The 16444-nt window shown below is 62.0% G+C and carries 26 protein-coding genes; all 26 read left to right on the top strand.

All coding sequences use genetic code 11. The annotated features are described in order from the left end of the window. Positions 1-11: 11 nt before the first annotated feature. The 26 genes from rpsL to secY all read left to right on the top strand — a co-directional run bounded on the left by rpsL (position 12) and on the right by secY (position 16429). Positions 12-383 (top strand): 30S ribosomal protein S12, encoded by a 372-nt coding sequence (gene rpsL, locus E0473_RS04260; RefSeq protein ID WP_119591130.1) that lies wholly within the window; start codon positions 12-14, stop codon positions 381-383. A gap of 139 nt (positions 384-522) precedes the next feature. After that, complete coding sequence (rpsG, locus tag E0473_RS04255; RefSeq protein ID WP_137679577.1) at positions 523-993, top strand: 30S ribosomal protein S7; 471 nt, start codon at positions 523-525, stop codon at positions 991-993. A gap of 128 nt (positions 994-1121) precedes the next feature. After that, the gene (fusA, locus tag E0473_RS04250) at positions 1122-3215 is read left to right on the top strand and encodes an elongation factor G (RefSeq protein WP_137679576.1); all 2094 of its coding nucleotides are present in this window, start codon (positions 1122-1124) and stop codon (positions 3213-3215) included. A gap of 94 nt (positions 3216-3309) precedes the next feature. Continuing rightward, the gene (tuf, locus tag E0473_RS04245) at positions 3310-4485 is read left to right on the top strand and encodes an elongation factor Tu (RefSeq protein ID WP_137679575.1); all 1176 of its coding nucleotides are present in this window, start codon (positions 3310-3312) and stop codon (positions 4483-4485) included. 332 nt (positions 4486-4817) lie between these two features. Then, complete coding sequence (rpsJ, locus tag E0473_RS04240) at positions 4818-5129, top strand: 30S ribosomal protein S10 (RefSeq protein WP_010234663.1); 312 nt, start codon at positions 4818-4820, stop codon at positions 5127-5129. Positions 5130-5378: 249 nt separating this feature from the next. Further along, positions 5379-6239 carry a 50S ribosomal protein L3 gene (gene rplC / locus E0473_RS04235; protein WP_137679574.1) on the top strand — a complete coding sequence of 287 codons (861 nt, stop codon included), beginning with the start codon at positions 5379-5381 and terminating at the stop codon, positions 6237-6239. A 4-nt stretch (positions 6240-6243) separates the two neighbouring features. Then, on the top strand, positions 6244-6867 hold the full coding sequence (rplD, locus tag E0473_RS04230) for a 50S ribosomal protein L4 (protein WP_137679573.1): 624 nt from the start codon (positions 6244-6246) through the stop codon (positions 6865-6867). Then, positions 6860-7171, top strand: coding sequence for a 50S ribosomal protein L23 (locus E0473_RS04225; protein WP_137679572.1), 312 nt, complete (start codon positions 6860-6862; stop codon positions 7169-7171). Before rplD ends, E0473_RS04225 begins: the two co-directional genes overlap by 8 nt. A 4-nt stretch (positions 7172-7175) precedes the next feature. Further along, positions 7176-8012: a 50S ribosomal protein L2 gene (gene rplB / locus E0473_RS04220; protein ID WP_137679571.1), complete on the top strand. Its 837-nt coding sequence runs from the start codon at positions 7176-7178 to the stop codon at positions 8010-8012. A gap of 6 nt (positions 8013-8018) precedes the next feature. Then, a complete protein-coding gene (gene rpsS, locus E0473_RS04215; protein ID WP_137679570.1) occupies positions 8019-8294 on the top strand; it encodes a 30S ribosomal protein S19 in 276 nt (91 codons plus the stop codon). Further along, positions 8294-8671 (top strand): 50S ribosomal protein L22, encoded by a 378-nt coding sequence (rplV, locus tag E0473_RS04210; protein WP_137679569.1) that lies wholly within the window; start codon positions 8294-8296, stop codon positions 8669-8671. Before rpsS ends, rplV begins: the two co-directional genes overlap by 1 nt. Before the next feature lie 2 nt (positions 8672-8673). After that, complete coding sequence (gene rpsC, locus E0473_RS04205) at positions 8674-9369, top strand: 30S ribosomal protein S3 (RefSeq protein ID WP_137679568.1); 696 nt, start codon at positions 8674-8676, stop codon at positions 9367-9369. Positions 9370-9380: 11 nt separating this feature from the next. After that, positions 9381-9815, top strand: coding sequence for a 50S ribosomal protein L16 (rplP, locus tag E0473_RS04200; protein ID WP_137679567.1), 435 nt, complete (start codon positions 9381-9383; stop codon positions 9813-9815). Next, positions 9815-10024, top strand: coding sequence for a 50S ribosomal protein L29 (gene rpmC / locus E0473_RS04195; protein WP_137679566.1), 210 nt, complete (start codon positions 9815-9817; stop codon positions 10022-10024). Before rplP ends, rpmC begins: the two co-directional genes overlap by 1 nt. A gap of 11 nt (positions 10025-10035) precedes the next feature. After that, positions 10036-10326 carry a 30S ribosomal protein S17 gene (gene rpsQ / locus E0473_RS04190; protein WP_137679565.1) on the top strand — a complete coding sequence of 97 codons (291 nt, stop codon included), beginning with the start codon at positions 10036-10038 and terminating at the stop codon, positions 10324-10326. A 122-nt stretch (positions 10327-10448) separates the two neighbouring features. Further along, entirely contained in the window at positions 10449-10817 is a 369-nt protein-coding gene (gene rplN / locus E0473_RS04185; RefSeq protein WP_119591144.1) for a 50S ribosomal protein L14, read from the top strand. After that, the gene (gene rplX, locus E0473_RS04180; protein WP_137679564.1) at positions 10817-11137 is read left to right on the top strand and encodes a 50S ribosomal protein L24; all 321 of its coding nucleotides are present in this window, start codon (positions 10817-10819) and stop codon (positions 11135-11137) included. Before rplN ends, rplX begins: the two co-directional genes overlap by 1 nt. Further along, the gene (gene rplE, locus E0473_RS04175) at positions 11130-11714 is read left to right on the top strand and encodes a 50S ribosomal protein L5 (protein WP_137679563.1); all 585 of its coding nucleotides are present in this window, start codon (positions 11130-11132) and stop codon (positions 11712-11714) included. The genes rplX and rplE overlap by 8 nt, the downstream gene beginning before the upstream one ends. A gap of 42 nt (positions 11715-11756) precedes the next feature. After that, a complete protein-coding gene (gene rpsN / locus E0473_RS04170) occupies positions 11757-12062 on the top strand; it encodes a 30S ribosomal protein S14 (protein WP_137679562.1) in 306 nt (101 codons plus the stop codon). A gap of 12 nt (positions 12063-12074) precedes the next feature. Beyond that, entirely contained in the window at positions 12075-12470 is a 396-nt protein-coding gene (rpsH, locus tag E0473_RS04165; protein WP_137679561.1) for a 30S ribosomal protein S8, read from the top strand. Next, positions 12470-13003 carry a 50S ribosomal protein L6 gene (gene rplF / locus E0473_RS04160; RefSeq protein ID WP_137679560.1) on the top strand — a complete coding sequence of 178 codons (534 nt, stop codon included), beginning with the start codon at positions 12470-12472 and terminating at the stop codon, positions 13001-13003. The genes rpsH and rplF overlap by 1 nt, the downstream gene beginning before the upstream one ends. Before the next feature lies 1 nt (position 13004). Beyond that, a complete protein-coding gene (gene rplR, locus E0473_RS04155) occupies positions 13005-13349 on the top strand; it encodes a 50S ribosomal protein L18 (RefSeq protein WP_137679559.1) in 345 nt (114 codons plus the stop codon). Positions 13350-13351: 2 nt separating this feature from the next. Continuing rightward, positions 13352-14152 (top strand): 30S ribosomal protein S5, encoded by an 801-nt coding sequence (gene rpsE, locus E0473_RS04150; RefSeq protein WP_137680052.1) that lies wholly within the window; start codon positions 13352-13354, stop codon positions 14150-14152. 5 nt (positions 14153-14157) lie between these two features. Next, positions 14158-14337, top strand: a complete 180-nt coding sequence (gene rpmD / locus E0473_RS04145) for a 50S ribosomal protein L30 (protein ID WP_119591152.1) — start codon at positions 14158-14160, stop codon at positions 14335-14337. 93 nt (positions 14338-14430) lie between these two features. Continuing rightward, the gene (gene rplO / locus E0473_RS04140) at positions 14431-14955 is read left to right on the top strand and encodes a 50S ribosomal protein L15 (protein ID WP_137679558.1); all 525 of its coding nucleotides are present in this window, start codon (positions 14431-14433) and stop codon (positions 14953-14955) included. A 109-nt stretch (positions 14956-15064) separates the two neighbouring features. Beyond that, entirely contained in the window at positions 15065-16429 is a 1365-nt protein-coding gene (secY, locus tag E0473_RS04135) for a preprotein translocase subunit SecY (RefSeq protein ID WP_137679557.1), read from the top strand. The last annotated feature ends 15 nt before the right edge of the window (positions 16430-16444 follow it).

The following is a 16444-nucleotide window of genomic DNA, read 5'->3' as shown; positions in this document are numbered from 1 at the left end:
GAAGGATATCAATGCCTACGATCAACCAGCTGGTCCGCAAGGGCCGCCATCCCATCGTCAAGAAGTCGAAGTCGGCGGCGATGGATTCGAACCCGCAGAAGCGCGGCGTTTGCACCCGCGTTTACACCACCACTCCGAAGAAGCCGAACTCGGCTCTGCGCAAGGTGGCCAAGATCCGTCTCACCAACAAGCGTGAGATCATCGCCTACATTCCGGGCGAAGGCCACAACCTGCAGGAGCACTCGGTGGTGCTGATCCGCGGCGGCCGTGTGCGCGACCTTCCCGGTGTGCGCTACCACGTGCTGCGCGGCGTGCTCGACACGCAGGGCGTGAAGGACCGCAAGCAGAGCCGTTCGAAGTACGGCGCCAAGCGGCCCAAGTAACAGGTTCAGTCGCGGCGGCGGGCCGCTCCCCCTCCCGGCTACCCTACGCGGGTATGCTCTGGGTGGCCGGGAGGGGGAGTGGGCCGGCGCCGCAGGACGCTCACGGATGTGAGCGGCCACTCCGAAGGAGTTAGAAAATATGTCACGTCGTCGTCGTCCCGAGAAGCGGGAAATCCTGCCTGATCCCAAGTTCGGAGATCAGGTTCTGTCGAAGTTCATGAACAACCTCATGCTCGACGGTAAGAAGGCCGTTGCCGAAGGTATCGTCTACACCGCGCTCGACACCGTCGAGGCCCGCGCCAAGAGCGATCCGGTGCAGGTGTTCCACGATGCGCTCGAGAACGTGAAGCCGCAGGTCGAGGTGCGTTCGCGCCGTGTCGGTGGTGCCACCTATCAGGTACCGGTCGAGGTTCGCCCCGAGCGTGCCCAGGCCCTCGCGATCCGCTGGCTCATCACCGCCGCACGCGGTCGTGCGGAAACCACCATGTCGGCCCGCCTCTCGGGTGAGCTGATGGATGCCGCCAACAACCGCGGCAACGCCGTGAAGAAGCGCGAAGACACGCACCGTATGGCTGATGCCAACCGTGCCTTCTCGCACTATCGCTGGTAAGATGCTGATCCGGCTCGCCGCCACTTGTTTGTGGATGGCGGGCCGTCAGGTCTTCAAGCTGACACATTAATAGCCATATGGGGCGCGCTTCGGACGTCTGAAGTCCCCCAACGCTCAAGGAATTCATTATGGCCCGCGAATATCCGCTGGAACGCTATCGCAACATCGGGATCATGGCGCACATCGACGCCGGGAAGACCACGACGACCGAGCGGATCCTGTACTACACCGGCAAGTCCTACAAGATCGGCGAAGTCCACGACGGCGCCGCCACCATGGACTGGATGGAGCAGGAGCAGGAACGCGGGATCACGATCACCTCGGCTGCCACCACCACCTTCTGGGCCGCCGAAGACGGCAAGGGCCCGAAGCACCGCATCAACATCATCGACACTCCCGGGCACGTCGACTTCACCATTGAGGTCGAGCGTTCGCTGCGCGTACTCGACGGCGCGGTCGCCGTGTTCGACGGCGTTGCCGGTGTCGAGCCGCAGTCCGAAACCGTCTGGCGTCAGGCCGATAAGTACCGCGTGCCGCGGATGTGCTTCATCAATAAATTGGACCGCACCGGCGCGGACTTTTATTACTGCGTAAACTCGATCGTCGAGCGTCTGGGCGCCACCCCGCTGGTGCTCTATCTCCCGATCGGTGCCGAGAGCGACCTCAAGGGTGTTGTCGACCTCGTGAACAACCGCGGTATCGTCTGGGAAGACGACGGACTTGGTGCGACGTTCAACTATGTCGACATCCCGGCTGACCTTGCCGACAAGGCCGCCGAATATCGCGAGAAGCTGATCGAGACTGCTGTCGAGCAGGACGACGACGTGATGGAAGCGTACCTCGAAGGCAACGAGCCCGACGCGGCCACTCTCAAGAAGCTGATCCGCGAGGGCACCATGGAGCAGGCCTTCGTGCCCGTGCTGTGTGGCTCGGCGTTCAAGAACAAGGGCGTTCAGCCGCTGCTCGACGCTGTGGTCGACTACATGCCTTCGCCGCTCGACGTGCCCGCGATCAAGGGCGTTCTGCTCGATGGCGAGACGGAGGAAACGCGCCCGTCGTCCGACGATGCGCCGTTCTCCGCGCTGGCCTTCAAGATCATGAACGATCCTTTCGTCGGTTCGCTCACCTTCACCCGCATCTATTCGGGCCAGCTCTCCAAGGGCTCGGTGCTGAACTCGGTGAAGGACAAGAAGGAAAAGATCGGCCGTATGCTGCTGATGCACTCGAACAACCGCGAGGACATTGAAGAAGCATTCGCCGGCGACATCGTCGCTATCGCGGGTCTCAAGGAGACCACCACGGGCGACACGCTGTGCGATGCGTCCAAGCCGATCATCCTTGAGCGGATGGAGTTCCCCGAGCCCGTGATCGAGCTGTCGGTGGAGCCGAAGACCAAGGCCGATCAGGAAAAGATGGGCGTCGCGCTCAACCGCCTGGCTGCCGAGGATCCTTCGTTCCGCGTCAGCACCGACCACGAATCGGGCCAGACGATCATCAAGGGCATGGGCGAGCTTCACCTCGACATTCTCGTCGATCGCATGAAGCGCGAGTTCAAGGTCGAAGCCAACGTCGGCGCGCCGCAGGTGGCCTACCGCGAATCGCTCGCGCGCAAGGTCGATGTGGACTACACCCACAAGAAGCAGTCGGGTGGTTCGGGCCAGTTCGGCCGCGCCAAGGTGACGGTCGAGCCGGGCGAACGCGGCCAGGGCGTGATCTTCAACGACGAGGTCAAGGGCGGTAACATTCCGAAGGAATATATCCCCGCGCTTGAAAAGGGTATGCGCGAGCAGGCTGAAAGTGGTCATCTGATCGGCTTCCCTCTCATCGACTTCACCATCACACTGACCGATGGCGCCTACCATGACGTCGACTCGAGCGCGATCGCGTTCGAAATCTGCGGCCGTGGCGCCATGCGTGAAGTGGCCGAAAAAGCCGGCATCAAGCTGCTTGAGCCGATCATGAAGGTGGAAGTGGTCACGCCCGAGGAATATCTCGGTGACGTGATCGGCGACATGAACTCGCGTCGCGGGCAGATCCAGGGCACCGACAGCCGCGGCAACGCACAGTCGGTCGAGGCTCACGTGCCGCTGGCGAACATGTTCGGCTACGTCAACGAACTGCGCTCGTTCACTCAGGGCCGTGCCCAGTACTCGATGCAGTTCTCGCACTATGACGAGGTTCCGGCGAACGTCGCGGCCGAGGTCAAGGAGAAGCTTGCCTAAGGCAGGATCAACGTCTAGTGGCGGGCGCCTGATTCAGCAGGTGCCCGCCTGATCTTGAAGAAAATCAGATTCGAACAAGAAGGTTATTGGAAAAATGGCGAAGGAAAAATTCGAGCGGAACAAGCCGCACTGCAACATCGGCACCATCGGTCACGTCGATCACGGCAAGACCACGCTGACTGCTGCAATCACCAAGTGTCAGGGTTCGGCCGTCGATTTCGCAAACATCGACAAGGCTCCTGAAGAGCGCGAGCGCGGCATCACCATCTCGACCGCCCACGTGGAATACGAGACCGATGCGCGTCACTACGCGCACGTCGACTGCCCGGGTCACGCTGACTATGTGAAGAACATGATCACCGGTGCCGCCCAGATGGACGGCGCGATCCTGGTCGTGAACGCTGCCGACGGCCCGATGCCGCAGACCCGTGAGCACATCCTGCTCGCCCGTCAGGTCGGTGTGCCGGCTCTGGTTGTTTACCTGAACAAGGTCGACCAGGTCGACGACGAGGAAATCCTCGAGCTGGTCGAGCTGGAAGTGCGCGAGCTGCTTTCGAGCTACGACTTCGACGGCGACAACATTCCGATCGTCAAGGGTTCGGCTCTGGCCGCTCTCGAAGGTCGCGATCCGGAGATCGGCGAGAACTCGATCAAGGAACTGATGGATGCCGTGGATAGCTACATCCCGCAGCCCGAGCGTCCGGTCGACAAGAACTTCCTGATGCCGATCGAAGACGTGTTCTCGATCTCGGGTCGTGGCACCGTGGTCACCGGCCGTGTGGAGTCGGGTGTTGTGAACGTTGGCGACGAAGTCGAAATCGTCGGCATCAAGGACACCACCAAGACCACCGTGACCGGCGTGGAAATGTTCCGCAAGCTGCTCGATCGCGGCGAAGCTGGCGACAACATCGGCGCCCTGATCCGCGGCGTTGCGCGTGAAGCTGTCGAGCGTGGCCAGGTTCTGGCCAAGCCCGGTTCGGTCACCCCGCACACCGACTTCGAAGCCGAGGTCTATGTGCTGTCGAAGGACGAAGGCGGCCGTCACACTCCGTTCTTCGCCAACTACCGTCCGCAGTTCTACTTCCGCACCACCGACGTGACCGGTGAAGTGGTTCTGCCGGAAGGCACCGAGATGGTCATGCCCGGCGACAACGTGTCGATCGGCGTGAAGCTGATCGCCCCGATCGCCATGGACGAAGGTCTGCGCTTCGCTATCCGCGAAGGTGGCCGCACCGTCGGTTCGGGCGTGGTCTCGAAGATCACCAAGTAAGCCTGACGCGCCCATCTGGGTGCCAGGTTCAAAAGCGGCCCGGTTCACTATGGTGAGCCGGGCCTCTTTTTATGTGAGCGGAATTTCCCCCGTCCTGTCGCAAAAGTGAAAGGGAAGGGGGCGATTGCCCGATTTTCGGGTTGTCAGTGCGGGCCAAGCCCCGTATAGGCGCGACCACAGAGAGAGATTCGTCTCTCTCGCAACGAATTCATGCAAGAGGCCGCCCTGTCCGGTGAGACCGGACCGCGGGGCGGGCTTTTGTTTTTTGTGGGAAGTGTCGCGGTTGCGAGATCGGACGCTTCTTTGGCTCTTTCGCATCGGTAGTTGGAATTATGGACGCTCAGAACATCCGCATTCGTCTCAAGGCCTTTGATCACCGTGTGCTTGATCAGGCAACTGGCGAAATCGCAGATACCGCACGCCGCACCGGCGCGCTGATCCGGGGTCCGATTCCTCTCCCGACGCGTATCGAGAAGTTCACCGTAAACCGCGGCCCGCACATCGACAAGAAGTCGCGAGAGCAGTTCGAGGTGCGTACCTACAAGCGGCTGCTCGACATCGTGCAGCCGAACGCCCAGACGGTCGATGCGCTGATGAAGCTCGACCTGGCTGCTGGCGTGAACGTCGAGATCAAGCTCGCTTAAGCGGGAAACGCCCCGGCATCAGGCCGGGTGCTCCGGTTCCGATAGGGACCGTGAAGACAGAGCCCGGTGAAACGCCATCGGGACACAAGGGATACCACCGGAGGGTTGCTCCTCCGGGTTTGCGTCCCCCGTCTTAGTCCTCCCTGTTGCGGGGAGGGCGCTTCAGCCCGGACGGGGCTCGCTTCTTACAACAGGGCTGGGCACGCACCTGGGGATGGTCCCCATGTGCCTCTGTAAGGAGTTAGGATCATGCGCACTGGCGTGATCGCGAAGAAAGTCGGGATGACCCGCCTCTTCCAGGAGGACGGTCGGCACGTGCCGGTCACCGTTCTGTCGTTGGAAGAGTGTCAGGTTACTGCCCACCGCACAGCCGATCGCGACGGCTATTTCTCTGTTCAGGTCGGCGCAGGCCAGGCCAAGCAGAAGAACGTCAACAAGCCGCAACGCGAAGCGTTTGCCAAGGCTGAAGTTGGCTTGAAGCAAAAGGTTGCAGAATTCCGCGTCGAGAATGAGGAAGGCCTCCTTCCCGTCGGCGCTTTCATCACCGCCGATCACTTCATTGCTGGTCAGCTGGTTGACGTCACCGGTCACACCGTCGGTAAGGGCTTTGCCGGTGCCATGAAGCGCTGGGGCTTCGGTGGTCTGCGTGCTACCCACGGTGTCTCGATTTCGCACCGTTCGCACGGTTCGACTGGTAACCGCCAGGATCCGGGCAAGGTTTTCAAGGGCAAGAAGATGGCCGGCCACATGGGCGACCGTCAGCGCACCCAGCAGAACCTCGAAGTGGTTCGTACCGACGCCGAGCGTGGCCTGATCTTCGTCAAGGGCTCGGTCCCTGGGTCGAAGAATGGCTGGCTGATGGTCAAGGACGCGGTCAAGGTTGCGCTGCCTGAAGGTGCGCCGTTCCCCGGTGCGATGCGCCGCAACGCCGCAGAGACTGCTTCGGAAGATGCCAAGCCTGGCATGGTCGAGGCTGCTGCAGAGCATGAAGTGAACCCCGAGGTCTCCGTTGAGCAGCAGCAGAAGCTGGCTCAGCAGCAGGACGCGGGCGTTGGCACCGAAGCTGGCACCCCGCCGGCCGACGCCAACTCCAAGAACGAGGAAGGCTAACGCCATGAAGGTGAAGGTCCAGAAAATTGACGGCGCAGCAGCCGGCGACGTGGAGCTGAACGAGGCCGTTTTCGGCGTCGCGCCGCGTGCCGACATCCTGCACCGGGTTGTCACCTGGCAGCTTGAGAATCGCCGCGGTACTGCCCGCCCGACGCGTGAGCGTTCGGACGTGGCCCGCACCGGCAAGAAATGGGGCAAGCAAAAAGGTTCGGGTGGCGCTCGCCACGGCGACCGTGCGGCTCCGATCTTCATTGGCGGTGGTAAGGCTCACGGTGCGCGCAAGCGCGAGTTCGAGCAGTCGCTCAACAAGAAGATCCGTGCGCTCGGCCTGAAGATGGCGCTTTCGAGCAAGGCATCTGGCGGCCTCGTGGTAGTTGACAGCCTCGAGCTCAAGGATGCCAAAACCAAGGCGCTTGCCGGAATCTTCGGTAAGAATGGCTGGAACGGCAAGGTTCTCGTGATCGATGGCGAAGCCATCAACGAAGACTTCCGCAAGGCTGCCGGCAACCTGCCGGGCGTGGACGTGCTCCCGGCTGCGGGTGCCAATGTCTACGACATTCTCAACCACGACACGCTGGTCCTGACCAAGGACGCTGTCGCCAAGCTGGAGGCGCGTTTCAATGGCTAAGCAGCAGATCGACGCGCGTCACTACGACGTTATCCTGTCGCCGCACATCACCGAGAAGGCCACGCTTCTCTCGGAGAACAATGCGGTTGTCTTCAAGGTCGCCGGCACCGCCACGAAGCCCCAGATCAAGGAGGCCATCGAGGCTCTGTTTGATCGCAAGGTGAAGTCGGTCAACACGATCGTGAGCAAGGGCAAGACGAAGCGGTGGAAGGGCAAGCCCTACACCCGCACCGACTTCAAGAAGGCGATCGTGACTCTCGTTGAGGGTCAGGACCCGATCGACATCACCGAAGGTGTGAGCTGATCCCATGGCACTGAAAAACTATAACCCGACTAGCCCGGCCCGCCGCGCGCTTGTCCTTGTCGACAAGACCGGCCTGCACAAGGGCAAGCCCGTCAAGGCGCTGACCGAAGGTAAGCGCAAGACCGGTGGCCGTAATAACAAGGGCCATGTGACCAGCCGCGGCATCGCCGGTGGTCACAAGCAGAAGTATCGTTTCATCGACTTCAAGCGTCGCAAATGGGGCGTTGAAGGCACCGTGGAGCGGATCGAATACGATCCTAACCGCACCGCTTTCATCGCGCTCATCAAGTACGCCGATGACGAGCTGGCCTATATCATCGCGCCTAACCGCGTGGCCGTTGGCGACAAGATCATCGCCGATGAGAAGACCGACACGAAGCCGGGCAACGCCATGTTGCTGGGCCAGATGCCGGTCGGCACGATCTGCCACAACGTCGAAATGAAGCCCGGCAAGGGCGGTCAGATCGCCCGTTCGGCAGGCACCTATGTGCAGCTCGTCGGTCGCGACCGCGGCATGGTCATCGTTCGCCTGAACTCGGGCGAGCAGCGCTACCTGCGTGCCGATTGCATGGGCACGGTCGGTTCGGTGTCGAACCCCGACAACCAGAACCAGAACCTCGGCAAGGCCGGGCGTGTCCGTCACATGGGCCGTCGTCCGCTGACCCGTGGTGTCGCCAAGAACCCGGTCGATCACCCGCACGGTGGTGGTGAAGGCCGGACCTCGGGCGGTCGTCACCCGGTTACTCCGTGGGGCAAGCCGACCAAGGGCGCGCGTACCCGCAACAACAAGCAGACGGACAAGATGATCATCCGTTCGCGTCACGCCAAGAAGAAGAGGTAAGCGAAGATGGCACGTTCCGTCTGGAAGGGTCCGTTCGTCGACCTTCACCTGCTGAAAAAGGCGCAGGAAGCTCAGGAAGCCAGCAGCACCAAGCCGATCAAGACCTGGTCGCGCCGCTCGACTGTGCTCCCCGATTTCGTCGGCCTGACGTTCAACGTCTACAATGGCCACAAGTTCATCCCGGTGTCCGTTTCGGAAGAAATGGTCGGCCACAAGCTCGGCGAGTTCGCTCCTACGCGCACTTTCCCGGGGCACGCTGCCGACAAGAAGGGTAAGCGCTGATGAGCAAGCAGAAAGCCCCCCGTCGCGTTGCCGACAATGAGGCTCTGGCGGTCGGCACCACGATCCGTGGTTCGGCCCAGAAGCTGAACCTCGTCGCGGCGCTGATCCGTGGCCGCAAGGTTGAGGAGGCGATGAACATCCTCTCCTTCTCCAAGCGTGCTATGGCCCGCGACGCGCAGAAGGTGCTGGCCTCGGCCATCGCCAATGCCGAGAACAACCACGATCTCGACGTCGACTCGCTGGTCGTCGCCGAGGCGAGCGTTGGCAAGTCGGTCACCATGAAGCGCTTTGCGACCCGTGGCCGCGGCAAGTCGACCCGGATCCTCAAGCCGTTCAGCCGGCTGCGGATCGTCGTGCGCGAACAAGAGGAGGCCTGATCATGGGTCATAAGAGCAATCCGATCGGCCTTCGTCTGCAGATCAACCGTACCTGGGACAGCCGCTGGTACGCCGAGGGTGGCGACTATGCGCGTCTGCTCAAGGAAGACATCGAGATCCGCAAGTACATCATGGGCAAGCTGCCGCAGGCGGCGATTTCCAAGGTGGTGATCGAGCGTCCGGCGAAACTGTGCCGCGTATCGATCTTTGCTGCGCGTCCTGGTGTCATCATCGGCAAGAAGGGCGCGGACATCGAGAAGCTCCGCGGTGAACTGGCCAAGATGACCGCCAGCGAAGTGAAGCTGAACATCGTCGAGATCCGCAAGCCGGAAGTCGATGCCAAGCTCGTCGCTCAGGGCATCGCCGATCAGCTGATCCGCCGTGTCGCTTTCCGCCGCGCGATGAAGCGTGCGATGCAATCGGCCATGCGTCTGGGTGCCGAGGGCATCAAGATCATGTGCTCGGGCCGTCTCGGCGGCGCCGAAATCGCCCGCGTCGAACAGTATCGCGAAGGCCGCGTTCCGCTGCACACCCTGCGTGCCAACATCGACTATGCCGAAGCCGAGGCGCTGACCGCCTATGGTATCATCGGCATCAAGGTGTGGGTCTTCAAGGGCGAGATCATGGGCCATGATCCGACCTCGACCGACCGCCTGATGATGGAATCGCAGACGTCCGGCGTCCGCCCGGCTCGCTGAGGTAGAAGATCATGCTGCAACCGAAAAAAACCAAGTTCCGCAAGGCCTTCAAGGGCCGCATCCATGGTCTCGCCAAGGGTGGTTCGGCGCTGAACTTCGGCTCCTACGGCCTCAAGGCGATGGAACCGGAACGTATCACCGCGCGTCAGATCGAAGCTGCGCGTCGTGCGATCACCCGCCACATTCGCCGTCAGGGCCGTCTGTGGATCCGCGTGTTCCCCGATGTGCCGGTGTCGAAGAAGCCTGCCGAAGTCCGTCAGGGTAAGGGCAAGGGTTCGGTCGAATACTGGGCCGCGCGCGTCAAGCCGGGCCGTATTCTGTTCGAACTCGACGGCGTTCCCGGCCCGCTGGCTGCCGAAGCCTTCGAACGTGCCGCTATGAAGCTGCCGATCAAGACCAAGGTCGTTGCCCGTCTCGGCGACACCTCGCACCTGGGAGGCGAATAATGGCCAAGATTGAAGATCTTCGCACCAAGACCGACGATCAGCTGGGTGACCAGCTGACCGCGCTCAAGCGCGAACAGCTCAACCTGCGGTTCCAGGCCGCGACCAACCAGCTCGAGCGTTCGGCTCGGGTCAAGGAAGTTCGCCGCGAAATCGCTCAGATCAAGACCTTGCAGACCGAGCGCGCCAAGAGCGCGACGGCGCAGGGCTGAGGAGACAGACTATGCCCAAGCGTATTCTGATCGGGACCGTCAGCTCCGACAAGACCGACAAGACCGTGACCGTGCTGGTCGAACGCCGCGTGAAGCACCCGCTTTACGGCAAGATCATCAAGCGGTCGAAGAAGTACCACGCCCACGACGAAGCCAACGAGTACAAGGTTGGCGACAAGGTCCGCATCGAGGAGACGAAGCCGATCTCCAAGACCAAGACCTGGGCGGTGAAAGATCGGATCGTTGCATCAAAGGGTGTTGCGATCGAGGCCGATCTCGATGTAGAGGCCGCCGGCAACTAAGCCGACAAGCCGATTTAGTTTCCCTTCCTCGCAAGCCTGCGGGGAAGGGTTAGGCGTTTAGGAACTGCCGGGCCCCAGTCGTATTGGGTGTCTCGGCAAGCCAATGAGAAGGAACCGGATCAATGATCCAGATGCAGTCCAATCTCGACGTCGCGGACAACTCCGGCGCCAAGCGCGTCCAGTGCATTAAGGTGCTGGGTGGCTCGAAGCGTCGTACCGCGAGCGTCGGTGACGTGATCGTCGTTTCCGTCAAGGAAGCGCAGCCGCGTGCCCGCGTCAAGAAGGGCGACGTTCACCGTGCGGTGATCGTGCGCACCAAGAAGGATGTCCGCCGTGTCGACGGCACCGTCATCCGCTTCGACAGCAATGCTGCGGTGCTCGTCAACAAGAACGAGGAGCCGATCGGCACCCGTATCTTTGGCCCGGTGGTGCGCGAACTGCGCGGCAAGGGCTTCATGAAGATCATCTCGCTCGCTCCGGAGGTGCTGTGATGGCTGCTGCAAAGATCAAGAAGGGCGACAAGGTCGTCGTGCTTGCGGGCAAGGACAAGGGTGAGACCGGTACGGTCGCCAAGGTCATTCCCGGTGAAGGCAAGGTCGTGGTCGAGGGCGTCAACGTGATGACCCGCCACCGCAAGCCGAACCAGGCCAATCCGCAGGGCGGCATCGACCGCGTTGCCGCGCCGATGGCGATTTCGAATGTCGCCGTTGCCGATCCCAAGGACGGCAAGCCCACCCGTGTCCGCTTCGGAACGAAGGATGGCAAGAAGGTGCGCGTCGCCGTCAAGTCCGGGGAGACGATCGATGGGTGATTATACGCCGCGTCTGAAGACCAAGTACAACGAGGAAATCGCCAAGGCGATGACCGAGAAGTTCGGTTACAAGAACCACATGGAAGTCCCCAAGCTGGAAAAGATCACGCTCAACATGGGCGTGGGCGAAGCCAGCCAGGACAAGAAGAAGGTTCAGGTTGCCGCCGAGGAAATGGAACTGATCGCCGGCCAGAAGCCCGTGATCACCAAGGCCAAGAAGTCGATCGCCCAGTTCAAGCTGCGCGACGGCATGCCGATCGGCTGCAAGGTCAACCTGCGCCGTGACCGGATGTACGAATTCCTCGATCGTCTGGTGACGATCGCGATGCCGCGCATCCGAGATTTCCGTGGCCTCAACCCCAAGTCGTTCGATGGCAATGGCAACTATGCCATGGGCATCAAGGAGCAGATCATCTTCCCCGAGATCAGCTACGACCAGATCGACAAGGTGCGCGGCATGGACATCATCGTCACCACCACCGCCAAGACCGACGAGGAAGCGCGCGAGCTGCTGCGCCTGTTCGGTTTCCCGTTCCCGGCCGAGCAGTCGGCTGACGAAGAAAAGGCGGCGGCGTAAGCCGTCGCCCCGCAAGCTGAGAAAAGAGAGAGCTTAAGTCCAATGGCGAAACTGAGTTCCATCAACAAGAACGAGAAGCGCAAGCAGCTCGTTCAGAAGTATGCCGCAAAGTATGCTAAGCTGAAGGCGATTGCCGACGATGAGTCGCTCGACGAGACCGAGCGCCTGATGGCCCGCCTCAAGATGGCCGAACTGCCGCGCAACGCGAACCCGACCCGGGTGCGCAACCGCTGCAACACCACCGGCCGCCCGCGCGGTTACTACCGCAAGTTCGGCCTGTGCCGTATCGAGCTTCGCGATCTTGCCAACAAGGGCATGATCCCCGGCGTCACCAAGTCGAGCTGGTAAGGACCTAGAGAGATGGCATTGACCGATCCCCTGGGTGATATGCTCACCCGTATCCGCAACGGCCAGCGCGCGAAGAAGGACTCCGTCCTGTCGCCGGCGTCGAAGCTGCGTGCCAACGTGCTCGAGGTGCTTCAGCGCGAGGGCTATATCCGTGGCTACAGCGAAGACAGCAGCGGCGTGCACAAGGCGCTGCGCATCGAGCTGAAGTATTTCGAGGGCGAACCTGCGATCAAGCACGTTGCCCGTGTCTCCAAGCCGGGCCGCCGCGTCTACTCGGGTTCGAAGGAACTCCCGAGCATCCGCAACGGCCTTGGCATCACCATCGTCTCGACGCCTCGCGGTGTGCTTTCGGATGCCGAAGCCCGCACGCAGAACGTCGGCGGCGAAGTGCTGGCGGAGGTGTTCTGATGAGCCGCATCGGCAAAAGGTCGGTGGCGATCCCGAGCGGGGTGACGGCCACTATCGAAAATGGTTCGCTGATCGTGAAGGGCCCCAAGGGCACCCTCTCGATGAGCACTTCGGACCTCATCACCTACACGATCGAGGACGGCGAGATTTCGGTCAAGCCGGCCAACAACAGCAAGCCTGCGCGTTCCCACTGGGGCATGCAGCGCACGCTGGTGTCGAACCTGGTGGAAGGCGTCACCGACGGCTTCTCAAAGGTTCTCGAAATCGCTGGCGTCGGTTACCGCGCGAACATGCAGGGCAAGACCCTGAAGCTGCAGCTCGGTTTCTCGCATGACGTCGATCTCGATGTGCCGGAAGGCATTGAGGTGAAGACCCCCGATCAGACCACGGTCGAGATCTCGGGTATCGACAAGCAGAAGGTCGGCCAGTTCGCTGCCGAAATTCGCGAGTGGCGCAAGCCTGAGCCCTACAAGGGCAAGGGTGTGAAGTATCGCGGTGAGTATATCTTCCGCAAGGAAGGGAAGAAGAAGTAAGATGGCAAAGCTATCCCTTTTCGAACGTCGTCGTCGCCGTGTCCGCACGGCCCTGCGCGCCCGCGCCGGCGGCAAGCCGCGTTTGTCCGTGCACCGCACCGGCAAGCACATCTACGCCCAGATCATCGACGATGCCGATGGTCGTACCGTTGCCGCTGCCTCCACACTCGGTGGCAAGGCTTCGGGTGCCAATGTCTCCGCCGCCGAACAGGTCGGCAAGGACATTGCCGCTGCGGCCAAGAAGGCTGGCGTGACCACTGTCGTGTTCGATCGCGGCGGGTTCCTGTTCCATGGCCGCGTCAAGGCGCTGGCCGATGCCGCTCGTGAAGGCGGGCTGGAGTTCTGATGATGGCTGATGAAAACAACAACGCGGAAACGCCCGTGGTAGACAACGCCGGCTCGACCCCGACGCCGACCACCGCGCCGAGCGAAGCTGGTGAGAACCAGTCGGCAGCCGGTGCTACTGACGGCCAGGCGCGCGAAGCGTCGGGCGGTCGTGGCCGTGGCGGTCGCGGCGGTGATCGTGGTGGTCGCGGTGGCCGCGACGGCGGCCGTGATGGCCGTGGCCGTGGTCGCGGTCGTGATGACCGTCGCGGCGGTGACGATGATGGCGAAGAGCTGATCGAGAAGCTCGTCCACATCAACCGCGTCGCCAAGGTGGTGAAGGGCGGTAAGCGCTTCGGTTTCGCCGCGCTGGTCGTGGTTGGTGACGGCAAGGGCCGCGTGGGCTTCGGCCACGGCAAGGCTCGCGAAGTGCCGGAAGCCATCAACAAGGCGACTGCCGCTGCCAAGAAGAAGATGATCCGCGTGCCGCTGAAGGAAGGCCGCACGCTGCACCACGACGGCAAGGGCCACTTCGGCGCTGGCAAGGTCAACGTGCGTTCGGCGCCTCCGGGCACCGGCATCATCGCGGGCGGTCCGATGCGCGCCGTGTTCGAAAGCCTTGGTGTGGCCGACGTGGTCACCAAGTCGATCGGCACCTCGAACCCCTACAACATGATCCGCGCCACCTTCGACGCGCTCACCAACCAGTCTTCTCCGAAGTCGGTTGCGATGCGTCGTGGCAAGAAGGTCGCCGACCTTCTTGGTCGGGGCGGTCAGGTCAGTGAAGCTGAGGCAGAAGCCGAAGCTGCTGCTATCGCGGAGTAAGTCTGATGGCGACTATCAAGATCAAGCAGATCGGTTCGCCGATCCGTCGTCCGGAAAGCCAGCGCAAGATCCTGATCGGCCTCGGGCTGAACAAGATGCACAAGGTGGTGGAACGCGAGGACACCCCGGAAGTGCGCGGTGCGATCCGCAAGCTGCCGCACATGGTGCAGATCGTCGAAGACTGACGATCGCAAGGCTATAATTGACAAATGGTGGCCCGGGCGCGTACCGGGCCACCTTTCTTTTGGCGCGAACAAAGCGAAAGCGAGTGCAAGACTATGAAACTCTCAGACATCCGTGACAACGACGGTGCCCGCAAGGGCCGTATCCGCGTGGGCCGTGGCATCGGCTCGGGCAAGGGCAAGACCTCGGGCCGTGGCCAGAAGGGCCAGAAGAGCCGCTCGGGCGTGGCCGTGAAGGGCTTCGAAGGCGGCCAGATGCCGCTCCACATGCGGATCCCGAAGCGCGGCTTCAACAATCCGTTCGGCACGGACTATGCCGAGGCCAACCTGGGCCAGATCCAGGCGCTGGTCGACGCCGGCAAGCTCGACGCCAAGGCGACCATCGATCACGCAGCGTTGAAGGCCGCTGGCATTGCCCGTGGCGGCAAGGACGGCGTGCGTCTGCTCGGCAAGGGCGAAATCACCGCCAAGCTGACCTTCAAGGTTGCCGGTGCCTCGAAGGGCGCGGTTGCCGCGGTCGAGAAGGCTGGCGGCTCGGTCGAGGTGATCGACCGTGGTGCTCCCGAGCACGAAAAGAAGGCTGCTCGCGCCGAAGCCAACAAGGCTGCGCGCGCGAAATAACCGCTTTAAGGGGCGCGCGGGTTCGACAAAGAGCCGGCGCGCCCCTATCTACCCTGCCGGGCTTGCCAGGGGGTGGGCCGGATAGTCAGGAAGTCAAAAGACAGAACCGATGGCATCACGCGCCGACAACATCGCCTCATCTCTGAGCTTTGCCAACTTCGGCAAGGCGACAGAACTCAAGCAGCGCATCTGGTTCACTATCGGTGCGCTGATCGTGTTCCGCTTCATGAGCTTCGTGCCGCTACCGGGTGTGAACCCGCAGATCCTCGAAACGCTCTATGACCAGACGCGCGGCGGTATCCTCGATCTGTTCAACACATTCTCGGGCGGTTCGCTTGAGCGCATGAGTCTCATCGCGCTCGGCGTCATGCCCTACATCACGGCCTCGATCGTGGTGCAGCTGGCCGCTTCGCTTCATCCGTCGCTGATGGCGTTGAAGAAGGAAGGCGAAGCCGGCCGCAAGAAGCTCAATCAGTATACCCGCTATGGCACGGTGTTTCTGTGTGCGGTGCAGGGCTGGTTCCTTGCTTCTGGCCTTGAAGCTTACGGCGCGCAGTCGGGCCTGCAGGCGGTGGTCGATCCGGGCATGACCTTCCGTATCGTTGCCGTCATCAACCTCGTCGGCGGCACCATGTTCCTGCTGTGGCTGGGTGAGCAGATCACTTCGCGCGGCATCGGCAACGGCGTTTCGCTGATCATCATGGCGGGCATCGTCGCCCAGTTTCCTACCTTCACCTCGAACCTACTCGAAGGCGGCCGCACCGGCGCAATCAGCCCGGTCGTTATCGGCGGCTTCCTGGTCATGGTCGTGGCGTTGATCCTGGTGATCTGCTTCTTCGAGCGCGCCCAGCGCCGGTTGCTGATCCAGTACCCTAAGCGCGCGACCGAGCGGGGCGGGATGCAGGCCGACCGCTCTCACTTGCCGCTGAAGCTCAACACCGCAGGCGTCATCCCGCCGATCTTCGCCAGTTCGCTGTTGCTGCTGCCGCTGACGATCACGCAGTTCGCGGGCAATTCGATCGATCCGGGCAGCCAGTTCGGTGGCTTCGTGCAGAGCCTGAACCAGTATCTCGCCCATGGGCAGCCGCTGTATATGCTGCTCTACGCGGTCGGCATCATCTTCTTCTGCTTTTTCTACACTGCGGTGGTGTTCAACCCCGAGGATACGGCGGAGAACCTTAAGAAGAATGGCGGGTTCATACCCGGCATCCGTCCGGGCAAGCGCACCGCCGATTATCTCGACTATGTGCTGACGCGCATCACCGTTGTGGGCGCGATCTATCTGACGGTGGTTTGCGTGGTCCCCGAGTGGGGCATCGCGCAGACGGGCATTCCGTTGTTCCTTGGCGGTACGTCGCTGCTCATCGTGGTCAACGTGACCGTGGATACGATCAGCCAGATTCAATCGCACCTGCTTGCGCATCAGTACGGCGACCTTATCAAGAAGGCCAAGTTGAAGGGCCGCCTGCGCTGAGTCTTTTGACTCAGG

This window comes from Aurantiacibacter suaedae (assembly GCF_005434915.1).
GTDB classification, from domain to species: domain Bacteria; phylum Pseudomonadota; class Alphaproteobacteria; order Sphingomonadales; family Sphingomonadaceae; genus Alteraurantiacibacter; species Alteraurantiacibacter suaedae.
Note: the sequence above shows the minus strand (reverse complement) of the source record. Positions and strands in the feature narration are given on the sequence as shown.